The organism is Trinickia violacea (genome assembly GCF_005280735.1).
GTDB classification, from domain to species: domain Bacteria; phylum Pseudomonadota; class Gammaproteobacteria; order Burkholderiales; family Burkholderiaceae; genus Trinickia_A; species Trinickia_A violacea.
The window spans coordinates 256,983-272,853 of the sequence record NZ_CP040078.1; the positions used below are offsets into that span (position 1 = coordinate 256,983).

At 66.9% G+C, this 15,871-nt stretch carries 9 protein-coding genes; 3 read left to right on the top strand and 6 right to left on the bottom strand.

All coding sequences use genetic code 11. The annotated features are described in order from the left end of the window. Positions 1–2: 2 nt before the first annotated feature. The 6 genes from FAZ95_RS23150 to FAZ95_RS23175 all read right to left on the bottom strand — a co-directional run bounded on the left by FAZ95_RS23150 (position 3) and on the right by FAZ95_RS23175 (position 11,662). Positions 3–2,261 (bottom strand): SulP family inorganic anion transporter, encoded by a 2,259-nt coding sequence (locus FAZ95_RS23150; protein WP_137334866.1) that lies wholly within the window; start codon positions 2,259–2,261, stop codon positions 3–5. A gap of 5 nt (positions 2,262–2,266) precedes the next feature. Further along, positions 2,267–2,914, bottom strand: a complete 648-nt coding sequence (locus tag FAZ95_RS23155) for a FecR family protein (protein WP_137334867.1) — start codon at positions 2,912–2,914, stop codon at positions 2,267–2,269. Positions 2,915–2,925: 11 nt separating this feature from the next. Further along, positions 2,926–4,683, bottom strand: coding sequence for a ShlB/FhaC/HecB family hemolysin secretion/activation protein (locus FAZ95_RS23160; RefSeq protein WP_175425731.1), 1,758 nt, complete (start codon positions 4,681–4,683; stop codon positions 2,926–2,928). Continuing rightward, on the bottom strand, positions 4,671–8,828 hold the full coding sequence (locus tag FAZ95_RS23165) for a beta strand repeat-containing protein (protein WP_137334869.1): 4,158 nt from the start codon (positions 8,826–8,828) through the stop codon (positions 4,671–4,673). The genes FAZ95_RS23160 and FAZ95_RS23165 overlap by 13 nt, the downstream gene beginning before the upstream one ends. A 195-nt stretch (positions 8,829–9,023) precedes the next feature. Beyond that, the gene (locus FAZ95_RS23170) at positions 9,024–10,958 is read right to left on the bottom strand and encodes a sensor histidine kinase (RefSeq protein ID WP_137334870.1); all 1,935 of its coding nucleotides are present in this window, start codon (positions 10,956–10,958) and stop codon (positions 9,024–9,026) included. 137 nt (positions 10,959–11,095) lie between these two features. Continuing rightward, complete coding sequence (locus FAZ95_RS23175; RefSeq protein WP_137334871.1) at positions 11,096–11,662, bottom strand: helix-turn-helix domain-containing protein; 567 nt, start codon at positions 11,660–11,662, stop codon at positions 11,096–11,098. A 217-nt stretch (positions 11,663–11,879) separates the two neighbouring features. On the opposite strand from FAZ95_RS23175, the gene FAZ95_RS23180 reads away from it, so the two are divergent. The 3 genes from FAZ95_RS23180 (at position 11,880) to FAZ95_RS23190 (ending at position 15,820) form a co-directional block, all read left to right on the top strand. Next, positions 11,880–12,566, top strand: coding sequence for a response regulator transcription factor (locus FAZ95_RS23180; protein ID WP_137334872.1), 687 nt, complete (start codon positions 11,880–11,882; stop codon positions 12,564–12,566). 518 nt (positions 12,567–13,084) lie between these two features. Then, the gene (locus FAZ95_RS23185; protein WP_137337563.1) at positions 13,085–13,795 is read left to right on the top strand and encodes a response regulator; all 711 of its coding nucleotides are present in this window, start codon (positions 13,085–13,087) and stop codon (positions 13,793–13,795) included. A 114-nt stretch (positions 13,796–13,909) separates the two neighbouring features. Further along, positions 13,910–15,820, top strand: coding sequence for a sensor histidine kinase (locus FAZ95_RS23190; protein WP_137337564.1), 1,911 nt, complete (start codon positions 13,910–13,912; stop codon positions 15,818–15,820). Positions 15,821–15,871: the final 51 nt, after the last annotated feature.

The window sequence follows — 15,871 nt, forward strand, 5'->3', positions numbered from 1 at the left end:
GCTCATTGGGCGCCCCGCACCGCTTCGTTCGCGACGGCGAGCCGCGAAGCCAGCACCTTCACCACGAAGCGGTGGAACTGCCGCGCGGTGTCGGCGTCCGTCGATTCGAGCCGCTGCAGCGCGTCGAACGAGAGACGCCGCACCATGGTCGGCTCGTCGGCCCACACGTCGGCGCTGCGCGCCTGCTGCGTATAGAGCGCCATTTCGCCGACCACCGTGCCCGCGCCGAACGAGCGCAGCCGCATGGATTTGCCGTCCGCGAGCGGCAGCGAAACGGTCACGCGCCCCGCTTCGACGAAGTACACCGCATCGCCCGCATCGCCGCGCGCGAACAGCGGCTCGTCTTTCATGAGCCAGCGCACCTGCGTGCAACGCTCGAGCTGCGCCAGCGCCGCCTCGGTAAAGTGCGGCCGGATCGCCGCCAGGCCGGGCGAGGCGGCCTCCTCCGCGTGACTATCGGGCTGCGCGAGCAGCCTGTCCTCGACCCATTCGAGGCCGGCGTCGAGATCGACGAAGGTCCTGACGTCCGCGCTCAGCACGCCGGCCCGCTCGAGCAGCGCCTGCGCCCGCGGCGGCAGCGCGGTGAGGACGAGCGTGTCGCCGCCGGCCGCGCAGCGCTGCTTGAGCCGGAGGAAAGTCGCCGAAGTCGATACGTCGAGACCGCTCACCTGGCGGAAATCGAGCATCACATAGCGCGCATGCCTGCCGGCGGTATCGCCGAGCCGCTTGCCGAGCCGGCGCAACACGAGGTTCGCTGTGCCGAAGAACAGGAAGCCTTGCAGGCGCACGCCGACCACGGCGTCGCCGTGCTCGCGAAGCCGCTGCGTATCCTCGATCGAGCGCTCGACGTTCGAATGGCACGTGTGCGCATCGAACTCGCGCGCGATCGCGCTGATGCGGCTGTAATTGAAGACGAACATCGCGCAGGCTGCGGCGATACCGAGCGCGATCCCCGCCACGGCCCCCTTGACGGCGATGACGGCGACGATCAGCACGACCAGCAGATAGTCGGCGAGACCCAGCTTGCGATAGGAGGCGACGAGCCATTCGCGCAGGATGCCCCAGGATAGATAGAGCTGCAGCCCGACGAGCACGGGCTTCGGCAGCCACGCGATGGCGCCCGGCACGAGCCCGACGACGGCGAAGCAGCCGAGCCCCGCGACGATCCCGCTCAGGCGCGCCGTGGCGCCGGCGCGGCGGTTCAGGAGCGTGCGCGTCATCGATTGATAGCCGACGATGCCGCCCGTCACGCCCGCGAGCAGGTTGGCGAGACCGGCCGCGCGCATCTCCTGGTTGAAGTCGGCGTCGAACCCGGTCGCGACGCTGGCCCCGCTCGCATTGAGCAGGATCGTCAACGCGGAGACCGCCGCCACCGCCAGGCACTCGGGCAGATGAGCGGCGATCGTGGCCCAGTCGATCTCGCGGCGCGGCAGCAAGAGCGGCACTTGCATCGACGACAGCGATTCCCGGTCGAACAGCAGGCCCGCGGCATGCAGCTGATCGGCCGACTGCCCCATCGCGATCATCCCGGCAAAGAACACGGCGACGCCCGCGCCGAGGCCGAGCGGCGTCAGCAGATAGGGCTTGACGCGGCCTTGCGCGGCGATCAGCGTGCCGCACACCACCAGTGCCGGCAGCCACGCGAGCCAGGGCAGATCGGGCAGCGCGGCGAGCGCCGGCCAGCCGATGCTGTGCCCGGTCAGCGTGCGCATCGCGCCGGAGAGCAGCAGATAGCCCGAGCCGCCGAGAAATCCGCCGACGACCGGAAACGGCAGGAACTGGATCACCGCGCTGCGGCGCGACCAGCCCACCAGATAGAGCAGCGCCCCAGTCACGAGCGAGCTCATCGCGATCGCGGCGAGCACGGTGGCGAGCACGCCGCTCGGCGGGAGGCCCGCGGCGCTCGCACCGGCCGCGACGCTGCCCGCAAGGCCGACGAGGACCGCGACCGCATTGCTGTCGGGTCCGCCGATCGTGAACGGCAGCGAGCTCTTCACCGCGACGACGAGCGCGGTGATGCCGCCGCTCACGAGCGTGACCATGATGCCGACGTTCACGAAATGCGCGAGGCTGCCGCTGAAGATCAGCGACCCGTAGGCGATCGAATAGCAGAGCGAAACGAAGCCGGACAGCAAGCCGGCGACGACGTTGGCCGTCACCGGCGTGCCGGCGTGGGCTTGCGCGCCGGCGCCGGTTGCGGAGGTGCCGCTGGCGGAGGTGCCGCTGGCGGACGTTTTCAGCGCAAGGGTCTTGTTGCTCATGGGCATTACCTGCAGGCGGCGGGAGACGGGATGACAGGCTTGACGCTGGTCCCCGGCATGGGGGCGAAGGTCGAATGCGGCGAGCGGATGATCGTGCCGTAGCCCTCGGACAATTCGTGATGGTCGGTCTCGGTGCGGACGTCGATCGTGCCGTGATAGACGCGCAGGTGCTCGCCGGTCTCGCCGCTCGGGCATTCGATCCCGCATTCGAGCACCGACCACTCGGTGCCGCGAATGCCGATCGTCGCGGTCTGCGTCTTCAATTGGTACGCGTCGGGGTTGCCTTGCTTGCCGATCAGCCCCGAGATCACGCGCAACCCGCCCCGCACCAGCGACGAGACGCTGACGTTGCGCTGCGGATCGTCTGCGCCGAAGCGGTAGTCGTCGATCCGGTACACCGTGTCGCCCTTCAGGTAGATGCGCTGGTGATCGGCCATCAGCAGCACCGCTTCGGCGTTTTTCATGGTCTGAATCGTGTCGCCGCTCTCGATCGCGGAGCCGGCCACGGCGAAACGTTTCGCGCCCGCCGACGCCTGGATCGCCACGACGCCGGCCGTATAGGCCACCGTGCCGGCCGGATCGGCGGCCCACGCGGCAGGCGAGGCGACAGCCAGGGCTGCGAGCCACGCGAGGAGACGGATGAATGCATGCATTGGCCGCCCCATCAGAACGCCTTGGTCAACTGAAGCCACACGCGGCCCGCGTGGTCGGTATCGGCCACCGCTACCGCGTTGCCGAGCTTGTGCGCGTAGACGAGGCGCACCTCGTAGCTCGGCGCGTTCGCGAGCGCGACGCCGACGCCCGCGCCGGACAGCCGCCGGTGATTGGAGTCGGTCGTGAACGGATCGACGTTGTCGCGCACGAAACCCGTGTCGACGAACCCATAAACTCCGAGCTGCCCTGGCAACAGCGACTGCGTGACGGCCCAGCGCACTTCCGCCGTCGCGAGATAGCCTTCGTCGCCCGGCGCTTCGCCGGTCGGATACGCGCGCACGCCGTACGGGCCGCCCAGCGCGAACTTCTCCGATGAGATGAGATTCTTCGATGCCTGCTGCCCGGAGAGCGCGAGGTAAAGCTGAAGCTTCGCGGTGACGGCCTGATAGAGCGCCAACGAATAGACGGTCTTGCGGTAATGCCCTGCCGATTGCGCCGATGCCTGGTCCGTGGCGAGCGCATCGGCCGACTCGAAATGCACGTCGCCTGCCTCGACGCGCAGCGCGTAGCTGGCGAACGTCTTGCCGGCGAGCACATTGCCGTTGATGCCGGCGCGATAGACGTTGTCGAACTTCTGGTCCACGCTGCCGTCCGCGTGATCGGTCAGGCTCTTGCGGTCGAACCCGCCTTCCGCGTTGAGGTTGAGGGTACGCGAGCGGATCAGCGGGTAGCTCGTCGTCCACGAGAGCACGGTGGCGTGACCGTAGCCATCGAGCGACGAAAAATCGGCGCCGAGCCGGTACGTCGATTCGGTGAGCGTGAGGCCCGTGCGCAGGCCGTCGCTGCCGACCGGCACGCTGTAGCCGAGCTGGCCCAGCGTCTGCCCTGTGATCGACGTCAGCGCATACGCATCGAGCCGGTCGCCGAAGCCGAGCGGGCTCAGCCATTGCAGCGCGCCGCCGGTGCGCACGCGCCCCGTCGGCCGGATGCCGTAGTTGTCGCCCTGCAGGCTTGCCGTGAGCGCGCGCACCGGCGGCACGTCGAGCGCGAGATCGGAGGTGCCCGGCACTTCGCCCGCGCTCAGGTTGCCGGTGACGGCGCTCGCGCCCGTCACGTCTTGCATCAGCAAGGCGGCGCGATCGAGGCGCCGCTCGTCGATCACGTCGCCGAGATGCGCAGCGCTTGCATAGCGCTGCAGCACGGCGTCGCGCACGGGAGAGCTGTTGTGCAGCTCGACCTTGCCGTAGCGGCCCTCGACGACGGCGAGGCCGACGATGCCGTCGCGAATGTCCTGCGCGGGAACATAGGCGCGCGCCACGAGGTAGCCGTGCGCGCGATAGAAGCTCGTGACGCGCGCGGCGGCTTCGTCGAGATCGCCCAGCGTGCGCTGCTCGCCAAGCGCCGGCGCGAGCAGCGGCATCAGTCTCGCACTGCTGAACTTCGTGTTGCCGTCGATCTGGAAACCCTTGACGGCAAAACGCAGCGTCGAAGCCGACGGCCGAGCCGCGGTGGGCGCCTCGATGTGGATCTCGGCATTCGATGCGGGCAGCGCCGGCGGCGGCAAGCTCTGCAATTGATCGCGCAGCGTGCTGCCGGCATTGGGCACATTGGGCAGGTTCGGCACCGGCGTGGACAATTGCGCCGAGGCGTCGGGCATCGTCGCGCAAGCGAGCGCCGCGCCGAGACCGGCGAGGACGGTCAGCCGGGCCGGACGGCGAGGATTCATGAAGTCAGCGGCCATCATCTCGCTGACGCTCACGGTGCGCATGCCGCGGCCACCGGCCATGCCGGCAGCGCCGACGAACGGCGGTCATTGGCGACCACGATCGTTTGCTGGGCCGTGCCGAACGCCGCGGCGACGGCCGCGGCTTCTCTTCTGCGCTGGGTGCCGTTGCCCGAGGCGCCGCTGTCGGCGTCGCTGTTCGCGATCGCGTTGACCTGATCGACGACCGCCGGTGAAGTCGAGCCCGTGACGGTCAGGTCCGCCGTTTGGCCGTCGGCCACGGTATAGCCCACCGGCAGGCCCGACACCGAGTAGCGGATGCGATAGCGGCCCACGCCGTCGTCGCCATTCGCGCGCGTCGCGCTTGCCGCGTCGCCGTTGCTGTAGACGATGACCGACACGCCCGCCGGCACGCTGGCATCGGTAAAGGCGTTGCCGTAGTTAGAACCGGCATACTTCAACGACAGCGTCGCGCTTTCCTGCGCGGTGGTGCCCACCACCTTCTGATTGGCGATCGCGTTCACGAGAATCACTTGGTCGGTCGAGAAGAGGTAGCGATTGCCGCTCGCAGCGACCGTCGAGCCGACACTGAAGCTTTGCCCCCACAGCGCATCGTTGCCGCTTTGCAGGCCGCCGAACGTGTCGGCGTCGGGGCTGCTCGAGGACACGAGCCAGCGCCCGTTGCTCGCGGTGATCGCACTGGAGCCTGCGAGGTTCGTGAAGGCGGAGCTCGCGAGCACGACCGCGTCGCCGCTGGCCGACGACGTGATGCCTTGAGCGAGCGTCAACGCATTGCCGGCGGCGGACAGCGTCACCGCACCGCCCGCCGTAATGCCCGCCGTCGATCCGACCTGGCCGACGGTCAGACTCGCCGCATTGTCGAGGCTGAACGCGCCGCTCACGTCGGCCGCCACGGTGCCGATCTGATTGGCGCCGTCGAGCGTCACGTTGCCCGCGCTCGTGACGCCGAGCACGCCGAGCGTGAACGCGCCGCTTTGCGTGATGTCGCCGCCCGAGGTCTGCAAGGTCAACGTCGAGCCGCTGCCGCTCACGGAGCCGAATGTCATCTGCGACGCGGAGATCGTCGTGTCGCCGCTCAAGTCGAGCGTCGTGCCCGAGTTGAACACGAGCGAGACGCCGCTTGCTGTCGAGAGCGCGTTCGATTGCAGATTGGTCAGCACGGACGGCAACAACGAGGCCACTTCCGAAACGGTCCCGCCCGAGAACGGATTGCCGAGCGCCGCCGCGATGTCGCCGAGGCTCACGCTCGTGCCGCCCAGCGCGACGACGTTGTCCTGGAGGTTCATCGCCACGCTGGCGCCCGAGGTCTCGGCCGCGCCGAACGTGGTGCCGCTGCCGCTCGGCGAGAAGACGGCCACCGCCGTCGTGCCGTTGCTGAAAGTCGTCGAGGGCAGCATCAAGTAGTAGAAGCCGTTCGCGCCCGTCACGACGCGGCCGATCAACGAATCGTTCGCGGCGAAGTCGAGGGCCGAGCCGGTTTTGATCGTCCCCGACGTGTCGGTGTAGGAGCCGGAAAACACCGTCGGCGTGCTCGTGAAAATCGATGCGAGATACGGATACGAGGTGCCGGGAATGAAGCGCCAGACGCTGCTGAAATCGAAGCCGGTGAAGCTCGCCGCCGTGCTCGCCAGCATCTGCGCGTTCGTGAGGCCCGTGCCGCCGTTGCTCGTGCTCTGACCGGTCGTGTCGGTGTTCCAGTAGCTGTTGGTGGCGGTGCCGACGCCGACCGCGACGAGACCGCCCGCCACGCCGCTGCCGCCTTGCACCAGGCCGGCCGCGTAGCTGTTCGTGATCGTGCCCATGTTCTGGCCGACCAAGCCGGCGGTCGCGAAGGGGCCTGTCACCGAGCCGAGCGCGTAGCTGTCGGTGATCGTGCCCGTGTTCAGGCCGACCAGGCCGCCGACGTAGCCCCCGACCGAGTCCACCACCCCGCTCGCGAACGACTGCGAGACGGTGCCGTCGTTCCTGCCCGCGAGCCCGCCGACGAACCGGTCGCCCGTGACGGAGGCCGCCGACCACGAACTCGTGATCGTCCCGTTCGCGTTCAAGCCGACGAGCCCGCCGACCTGGCCCAGCGTGAGCGGGCCGCCACTGCCGTCGCTCGCCGTCACGGTCACGCCCAAGCCGGTGCTCGAGTTGGCGATCGTCGCGATCGTCGCCCCGTCGTCGAGGTTTTCTCCAACCAAGCCGCCGACGTTGGTCGTGGCGTCGTCGATCGCCCAGGTGTTGGAGGTGCCCGTCACCGCCCCCGTATCGACGGAGACGCCGGAGATCGTCCCGCCTTCGTTGATGCCGGCCAGCGCGCCGACGAAGCGCGAGCCGACGACTGTGAAGTTCGTCAGCGAGAGGTTCGATACCGAGCCGTCCTTGATGAAGCCGAACAGGCCGACGTCCTCGGTGCTGGGCAGGTTGATCGTCAGGCCGCTGATGGTCTTGCCGTTGCCGTCGAAGGCGCCCGTAAACGGCGCGTCGACACTGCCGATCGGCGCGAAGCCCGCGCTGCTGTTCCAGTTCGCTGTACCGCTTGCGTCGATCGAATTGGCGAGCCGGTAGGCGTCCGCGAGCAGCGCCGGGGACGTGCCGATACCCTGCAGGCCGTAGACGTCGCCGATTAGATAGGGAGCGGCCGTGGTTCCGCTGCCGCTCAAGGCGCGCAGGAACGAGCCACCCGTCACTTCGAAGTTCGACGCGCTGAAGCTCGCGACGGAGCCGCTGCCGACCTGGACCCACTGGCCGCTCGCGAGATCGAACGTGCCCGTCGTGATCGACGCGTTCTGATCGGGCGTGATCGTGCCGGCCGCCGACAGCGTGAGCGTGCCGCTCGTCGAATTGAGCGTGATCGGCGCGGAAAGCGCGATGTTGCCGGTCGAGCTCGTCGCCGTGAGTGCGAGCCCGGTGAACGCTCCTGCCAGCGTGACGTTGCCCGTCGCATTGGCCACGAGCGAGCCGGTCGTGCCGGCATTGAGCGTCCCGGTGATGTCGATGTTGCGGTCGGCGGTCAGCGTGAGCGTGTTGCCCGAACTCCACGCGACGTTGTCGCTGATCGTGATGTCGCCGTTGCCGCCGGTGCCGGTGCTCGTCTGCAACTGGACGTTCGTGCTCGCCAGTTGCGAAGCCAGGCTCGCGCCCGTCATGCTGCCGCCCGACGACGCCACCGTGATGTCCGACGGATCGATGAGCCAGGTGCCGGTCTTGCCGCTCGCGGCGCGGGTCGTGATCGTCGCGCCGGAGAGAAGCTGGAACGCCTGCCCCGAGGTTTCGATCGTGCCGCCGTTACCGCCGTCAGGCGCGGAGGCGTCGAGCGTGCCGCCGGCGAGCGCCGTGCCGCCGTCCGCCAGCAGCTTGATCGTGCCGCCCACGTTCGCCGCCGTGCGCGCCTGAATTTCGCCCGTGTTGTTGACGACGCCGGACAGCACGGCGTCGCGCCCTTTGCTCGTCAGGATCACGACACCGCCGTCGGCGCGGATCAGATCGCCGTTTTCGGCAAGCGCGTCGAGCGTGCCCTGGTCGATCGTCAGCGAAACGAGCTGATTGCCCGCGAGCGTCACGGTGGCCGCGGCGCCCGCCGCGAGCTCGACGGTGCCGTTGTCCGCAACGAGCGTGCCCTGGTTCGAGACGTGCGGCGCGATGAACGCGATATAGCCGCCATTCGCCGTGATCTGCCCTTCGTTGACGATGCTGCCGGTGCCGCCGCTATCGGTGAAACGATAGGTGCCGGCGAGAAAGTCGCTGTCGGAGAGGCTCAGCGTCGTCGCCAACAGCCCGCCGACGTTGACCTGCGCCGATTTGCCGAACAGCACACCGTTCGGGTTCAGGATGAACACCTGCCCATTCGCGTTCAGCGTGCCGAGGATCTGCGTCGCGCTCTGGCTCGTCACGCGATTCAAGGCAATGGCGCTGCTGCTCGGCTGCGCGAACGTGACGGTGTCCTTCGCGCCGATGTCGAAGCTCGTCCAGTTGATCGCGAGCCGGTTGCTGTTTTGCCGGATCACCGTGCTGGTGCCGCCGGCGGAATTCGCTGTGGCGTTGATCGCGCCCGCGCCGGCCGTGACTTGTCCGCCGGCCGGCGCGGCCCAGGCGGGCAGGCAGGTCGCGAGCGAACCCGCCGCAGCGCTCGCTGCCAGACCGACCGCCGTCAGTTTTCCCGCCATGCGGTGGGCGTGGCGCATCGTTTCCCCGTGGATTTCGATTTTTAAAACGGGCACGAGTATAGGGATACGGGCCGATCCCTTCTGTAGCACAAACGCGCTACATCGGCCGGCCTCCCGCTGCGCTTAAAATGCTGGCCGCAGGGCGAAGCGGAGCGGCGGCAGGCGATCGGCGACAAGCACCAGCTCCGCCGCAAGGCGATCACCCCAAGCGGCTCACGGCACGCGCCTCAACGGCAGCCAGAGCGTGAAGCGCGTTCCCTCCGGTCCCGATACCCAGGCGACGGCGCCGTCGATGGCCCGGGCCCGGCGCTGCTGGTTGGAGAGCCCGCGTCCTTTGCCGGCGGCCAGCGCGCGCGGCACGTCGAAGCCCTGCCCGTTGTCCTCCACGATGACCAGCACGCCGTCCGCCTGCGCCGCCGTGCCTACCCGGATCTGATTGGCGCGCGTGTGATGCAGGATGTTGGCGATGCTCTCCTGCACGATGCGCAGGATCTGCAGTGCGCTCGAAGGGTCGAGCCAGGTCAGCGTCGGCAGTTTTTGCACTTCCCAGCGCAAGACGATGCCCGTGCCTTCCAGGCGCGGTTCCAGCCGGAAGCGCAGCGTAGCCAGCAACAGCAGCAAGTCGGCCTCGACCGGCTCCATCGAATCGATGGTCAGCTTGAGGTCGTCCAGGCAGCTCTTGAGAACGTGCGAGACGTCGGCGTCGCTCAACGCCCCGCGCTCCGCCGAGCGAATCGCGCTGATCAGGGACGCGCCGAGACCGTCGTGCATGTCCTGCATCAGGCGCTGCCGTTCGTTGCTGATCGTTTGCTGCCGCTCCGCTTCACGAAGCCGCTGATGGCTGAGTTCGAGTTCGGCTTCGCGCGCCTTCAGGCGTTGCGCAAGGTTCATGTTGGCCCGCTCGACTTCGACGATAGCGTTGACGTAACGCCGGTACATCAGTGTGCTGAAAATGCCGAACGTGATGGCGTTGGTGCAGGCCCCGAAATAAAAGCCTTCCGGACTGACGAAGTTGTTCTGCAGCAGCCAGTCGGACACGCCCAGCAGGGTGCAGACACCGACTCCGACTGCCACCAGCACCCCCTCGTTGGAACGGCGCCAGGCGTTGATGCCCCCTGCCACCCCGACGCTCGCGCCCATCAGCGCGGCGATCGGATAGATCAGCGGGGTGACTTTGGGCGTATTCGGCACCACCGCCAGCACCGGCAGCGTCAGCACGCCAATCAGGCCGGTCACCCCGACCAGCGCGCGCGTGAACCACGTAAGCGGGCGGCCATGCAATTGACACAGGAAGTAGTGCACGACGAGAACCAGCCACAACAACGAGTTGACCGTCAGCCAGGCGAACCAGTCGTTGGCGACCGGCAAGTCCACGTAGAAGTGCAGGCTCCGCAGAAATGAGGTGACCGCAAGGTTGAAGAACAGCAGGTAGGCCGTCTCGTGGCGGCGCTGAAACCACACGAATAGCGCAAACACGCCGACTGCCAAAAACGCCGCGCTGAGGACGGCGGGCAGTTGCTGCTGCAGCCATTGGCGCGTGTGGTAGCGCCCCTTCAGCGCCTCGACGGAGCCGAGCCACAGCGAGGACACGGCCACCTGGGTTGCCTGGGAGTGCTCGAGACGGATGAGGATCTCGCTCACCGGCGGGTCGCCGGCATGCCGGTGCAGCACGACCCACAGCGGCGTACGGGTGCTGCTCCACAGCGGACCTTGTTCTTGCGCCTGGTGCACGAGTTGGCCGTCCACATAGACCGCGATGGTGCCGTCCGTCTTGATGCGTACGCCATATAGCGCCAGGCGAGCGGAACGTGCGGCCAACCCGTGCACGGACAGCCTGAGCCAGGTGATGCGGCTGGCCTTGGACGTCGATTTTGCGCTACCGGCCTGGCGGGCCAGGGCGATGGACCGCGCCAGGGGCAGCGCGACACGCTGCCAGGTATCCGGCAAGGACGCGCTGTCCAGCGTGGGCGGCGGCTCGCTGAAGCCAGGGGCATCGTCGACCTGCCAGTCGGCTTGTGTCAGGTGCAGGCTGGCGTCCGGCGTCTGCTCGCTGCCGGATTGCGAATAGAAGATGCCCACAACGAACAGCAGCGCCACGGAAAGGACGAACACCGCATGGGCGGCGAGCGGCGTGGAGCGATATCTCAAGCCGCCCCCTTGCCGGGGCCGGCCCGAACGATCCGGCTCGACGCATCGGCGAGGCCGGGATCGTCCTCGACATGGATGGAGATCGGCTCCGGACCGATGTTCATGGGGTGCATATGGCCGATATTCTGCAGGAACCCCTAAAACAGCCTGGGCGTACCGACCCAGAGGAGTACCGTCTCCTCGTCGCCCGTATTGGCCCATGCGTGAGGGACCGTGGACTCGTAATGTGCGGTATCCCCCGACTGCAGATCAAATGTCGCTCCCTGCAGCGTGAGCGCAATCTGCCCGCTGATCACGTACAGAAACTCTTCACCTGCGTGCGTCGTGACTTCGGAGCGGCGCTGCCCGGCCGGCATCCGGACCAGAATGGATTCCAGCTTCCTGTCCATCGACACGTTGGTTAGCCGTCCAAACTGGTTGGCCGAATCGGCGAACCCGAAGAACTTCAGCGCTTCGCCCCGGCACACCGGGCTGGCTTCATCGGGTGTATCGATAAAATACTGCATCGTGACACCCAACGCCTGCGCAATGCTGGCAAGCGAAGTGATCGAAGGGGATGCGCGAGCGCGTTCCACCTGCGACAGAAAGGGTTTCGAAATACCCGCCGCTGTCGCCGTTTCATCGAGCGTGAGCTTCAGCCTCTGGCGCAGCGAGCGGATTCGGTTTCCCAAGGCCAGTGCGGTGTGTGCCTTCTCAGCGTTCATGGCAGTCAGGCCGACCATAAGGATGGGTATCACCGGGAAGCCGTCGGATACGGATAACGCACTGATGCACACTTGTCCGTGCCAAGCGCGCGGCGCATCTTTTCCCCGTAGCGTTGTTATCGAAATGGGGCCGAGTGTATTGACGCGGAACGCATCCGTCTGTCGCACAAACGGGCTACATCGGCGATGTGCCGATCGCTCGTAGAATCGCGTTCCTATGGAAGCCGATAACGCCAACCAGGAACCGTCTGCCATTCACGTCGCGATCGTCGAAGACGACCCTGGCTTTCTCGATGCTTTAGGAGACGTGCTGCGGACGACGGCCGATATGCGTCTGACCGGCACCGCTGCGACGCGCGCCGAAGGGCTCGCGCTGCTGGATGGCCCGCCGTCGGATGTGCTGCTGGTCGACCTGGGATTGCCCGACGGCTCGGGTATCGATGTGATCCACGCGGCGGCCCGGCAATGGACCGCCTGCAACATCATGGTCACCACCAATTTCGGGGACGAACAGCACGTCATGCGCTCGATCGAAGCCGGCGCGGCCGGCTATCTGTTGAAGGACAGCTCGCCCGCGCGGATCGTCGACGAGATCCGCAGCGTCGCAAACGGCGGCAGTCCGATCAGCCCGATCATCGCGCGGCAAATTCTCGCCCGTCTCCAGCAAGACGGCGTCGAGCGCGGCAAACCGCAAGCGCCCCCCACGCCCCTGCTGTCGGCCCGCGAGAAGGAAGTGCTGGACTTGATCACCAAGGGCTTCAAGGCCCAGGAAATCGCAACGCTGATGAATCTATCCCCCTACACCGTGCGGACCTTCGTGCGGCGCATCTACAGCAAGCTCAAAGTCACATCGAAGGCGGAAGCCATTTACGAAGCCAGGACACTGGGACTGTTGCCTCGCTAGCCGTGCATGGCTGGCTCGAATCCTCCCGTTCCGGCCGCTTATCGCAACGGCACCCCCGCCGTTAGCGCCCGGAAATCCAGCGGCGACCTGTTTCAGGCTCGGACAGTTAAGAGACTCCTTAAAAAGAATTGATAAAAAACTGAGACGCTCGATCAATTTTCAAAAAAGGGCTTGCCCTATACTCGCCCCGTCGACGCGTCGGGGGATGGCGTCGACACTCACCCGTATCGATAGCGAAGACGCGCATCATCGCGCCCACTCCGTTTTCCCTCGATAACTCGACAATGCATTCGCAGCAGCATGTAGCTCTGCAGAGCCGGACAAAATAAATCATTCGAGAAGCGGCACACCGGATTCGCGGTGCGCTCGACCCAGGGAAACCGCAACAGGGGGCCACGCGCCGGTGGCGAGCAACAATGGAAATAGTTTCGGAACGGGGTTTGAACGACGATGGGCAAGCCAATCGGGATGACGACGCGTCATCGCGTCCCGCTTCATTTGCCCTCGAGAATTTGATCATGTATTCCCAGCAGGCAGCCGCCACGGAATCCGCACTCGCTGATCCTGAGCCGCGGCCCATCCACGTCGCCATCGTCGAGGACGACGCCGGCTTCGCCGATGGATTGAGTCGGGCAGTGCAGGGCGCACCGGACATGCAGCTGACCGGTGTGGCCGGCACCCGCGCCGAAGGGCTCGCGCTGCTGGATGGCCCGCCGTCGGATGTGCTGCTGGTCGACCTGGGGTTGCCCGACGGCTCGGGTATCGATGTGATCTACGCCGCGGCCCGGCAATGGACCGCTTGCAACATTATGGTCAGCACCAGTTTCACCGATGAAACGCACGTGATGCGTTCGATCGAGGCCGGCGCGGCCGGCTATCTGTTGAAGGACAGCTCGCCCGCGCGGATCGTCGACGAAATCCGCAGTGTCGCAAACGGCGGCAGCCCGATCAGCCCGATCATCGCGCGGCAGATACTCGCCCGTCTCCGGCAAGGCAGCGTCGAAAGCGGTAAACCGGAAGCGGCTTCCGCGCCCCTGCTGTCCGCCCGCGAAAAGGAAGTGCTGAGCTTGATCACCAAGGGCTTCAAGGCCCAGGAAGTCGCAACGCTGATGCACCTGTCTCCCTACACCGTGCGGACCTTCGTACGGCGCATCTACAGCAAGCTCAAGGTCACATCGAAAGCGGAAGCCATTTATGAGGCCCGGACGCTGGGACTGTTGGCGGAGTAGGCGATGCCGGGATATGCGCCGCGCCGCTGGCGCAAGACCGGGGTCTTTGGGGAGCGCCGCTGAGTGATTCGCCGTCCTGCTCGCCTCCTTCCCGTCGGGCTATTGCTGTTTTCCTTGGCGTTGCTGATCGGCGTCGGTGTCTGGTACACGCACGCGGGCCGCACGCAGCCGGCCGGGACAGCAGCCGTGCATCTCACGCAGGCCGACTGGCAGGTGACCGATGCGCCCGATTTCAGCGCGCCGCCGCACGTGCTGGACAGCCGCACGCTGCCGGATTCCTGGCGCCACGTGACGCTTCCCTCCGACTTGCCCGATGCGGCGGGGCGTCCGGCTAACGCAAGCCCGGCCGTTCCCGCTGCCGGCCATGTCCGCGTCACCTGGATCAGATTGTCCACGCGCGGATTGCGCATTCCGGCCGGGCCTTGGGTGCTGTACAGCGCCCGCGCCAGGACCAACGGCACCCTTGCGGTGTATGCCGATGGCCGGCTGGTGGCTCGGGCGCAGGAACAGGGCCCGCTGTGGAACAGCCTGTTCACGCCGCTATGGGCGTCCCTGGACAGCGGCGCCGGCGACGCGCCGCCGGCCGAGGTCCTGATCCGCCTGGAACACACCGCCGGCACGCGGGTCGCGCTTGCCTCGTTTTGGCTGGGGAGTGCCGACGCGCTGCGCGGAAGCTACTACCTGCGCCAGTGGCTGCAGCGGGAGCTCCCGGCGACCGTCGGCGCGGCGTTTCTCGCGGTGGGCATCTTCGCGTTGTTCGTGTGGTTCAGGCGCCGCCACGAAACCGGCTATCTGCTGTTTTTCAACCTCGCCGCCACCGCGTTCGTCGCACATCTGCACTACTACGTCAGCTTGCCGGTCACCGGCGACTGGTTTGCCTGGCTGACGATCGACTCGCCCTTCTGGCTGATCGCGGTCGTGCATTTCTACCTTCGCCTGCTGCACGGCCGTGCGCTCAAGGGGCTGACCATCGCCGTGGTCGGCATCACCGCGCTGGTCACCGTCCTGACACTGCCGTTCGTGGCGGTATTGCCGGTGCTGCCGGATGTGCCCGTCATCGTTCCCGCGATCTATGCCGTTGCCTTGCTGATGGCCGCGGCGGTCGGCGGCGTGGGCCTCTTCAGCGCGTGGCGCCGCTCCGGCGAGGCACGGTTCATCGCGGCGGGCATGGCGCTGTGCGTGCTGCTCGGCATGTCCGACTGGATGCTGTACAACAATGTCGTCAGCCTGGAGGGCTGGTTCCTCGGGGCCTATACCAATGCCGCCACGTTCGGCACCTTCGCCATCCTGATGTACCGGCGCTACGTCGGCGCCATCGAAGAGGTCGAGCAGGTCAACGCCAGCCTTGCGCAACGCCTGAATGCGCGCGAAGCCGAACTCGAACTCAGCCATCAGCAGCTGCGCGAAGCGGAGCGGCGGCAAACGATCAGCAATGAGCGCCAGCGCCTGATGCAGGACATGCACGACGGACTCGGCTCGTCCCTCATCAGCGCGATTCGCTCCGTCGAGCGTGGCGACGCGAGCGACATCAGGGTCTCGCAGATCCTCAAGCATTGTCTCGACGACCTCAAGCTGACCATCGATTCGATGGAGCCGGTCGAAGCCGACTTGCTGCTGCTCCTGGCGACCCTGCGGTTCCGGCTGGAACCGCGGCTGGAGGGCACGGGCATTGCGCTGCGGTGGGAGGTCCGGGAGCTGCCCACGCTGGCTTGGCTCGATCCCAGCAGCGCGCTGCATATCCTGCGCATCGTGCAGGAAAGCATCGCCAATATCCTGCACCACACCCGTGCCAGCGAAGTCCGGGTCAGCACGGCACTCGAGCGGGAAGGCGTTCAGGTCACCGTCGAGGACAACGGTCAGGGCTTCGACGTCGAAGGCGTCTTGGGGAGCACGGCGGGACGCGGCCTCGCCAACCAGCAGCGTCGTGCCCAGGCCGTCGGCGGCACGGTTTCCTGGCGTTCCGGAGCCACTGGGACGCGCTTCACGCTCTGGCTGCCGCTGGAGCGCAACGCGTGCGAAACATGAGGTGAATTGGCGATATTGGGGTAATCTTGCGCAGTCCCGTTTTGCCTCCGG

Excerpts from the sequence above, each read along its gene's own strand:
- FAZ95_RS23150 (WP_137334866.1), bottom strand. The coding sequence starts at position 2,261 with ATGAGCAACAAGACCCTTGCGCTGAAAACGTCCGCCAGCGGCACCTCC.
- FAZ95_RS23155 (WP_137334867.1), bottom strand. The coding sequence starts at position 2,914 with ATGCATGCATTCATCCGTCTCCTCGCGTGGCTCGCAGCCCTGGCTGTC.
- FAZ95_RS23160 (WP_175425731.1), bottom strand. The coding sequence starts at position 4,683 with ATGCGCACCGTGAGCGTCAGCGAGATGATGGCCGCTGACTTCATGAAT.
- FAZ95_RS23165 (WP_137334869.1), bottom strand. The coding sequence starts at position 8,828 with ATGCGCCACGCCCACCGCATGGCGGGAAAACTGACGGCGGTCGGTCTG.
- FAZ95_RS23175 (WP_137334871.1), bottom strand. The coding sequence starts at position 11,662 with ATGAACGCTGAGAAGGCACACACCGCACTGGCCTTGGGAAACCGAATC.
- FAZ95_RS23180 (WP_137334872.1), top strand. The coding sequence starts at position 11,880 with ATGGAAGCCGATAACGCCAACCAGGAACCGTCTGCCATTCACGTCGCG.
- FAZ95_RS23185 (WP_137337563.1), top strand. The coding sequence starts at position 13,085 with ATGTATTCCCAGCAGGCAGCCGCCACGGAATCCGCACTCGCTGATCCT.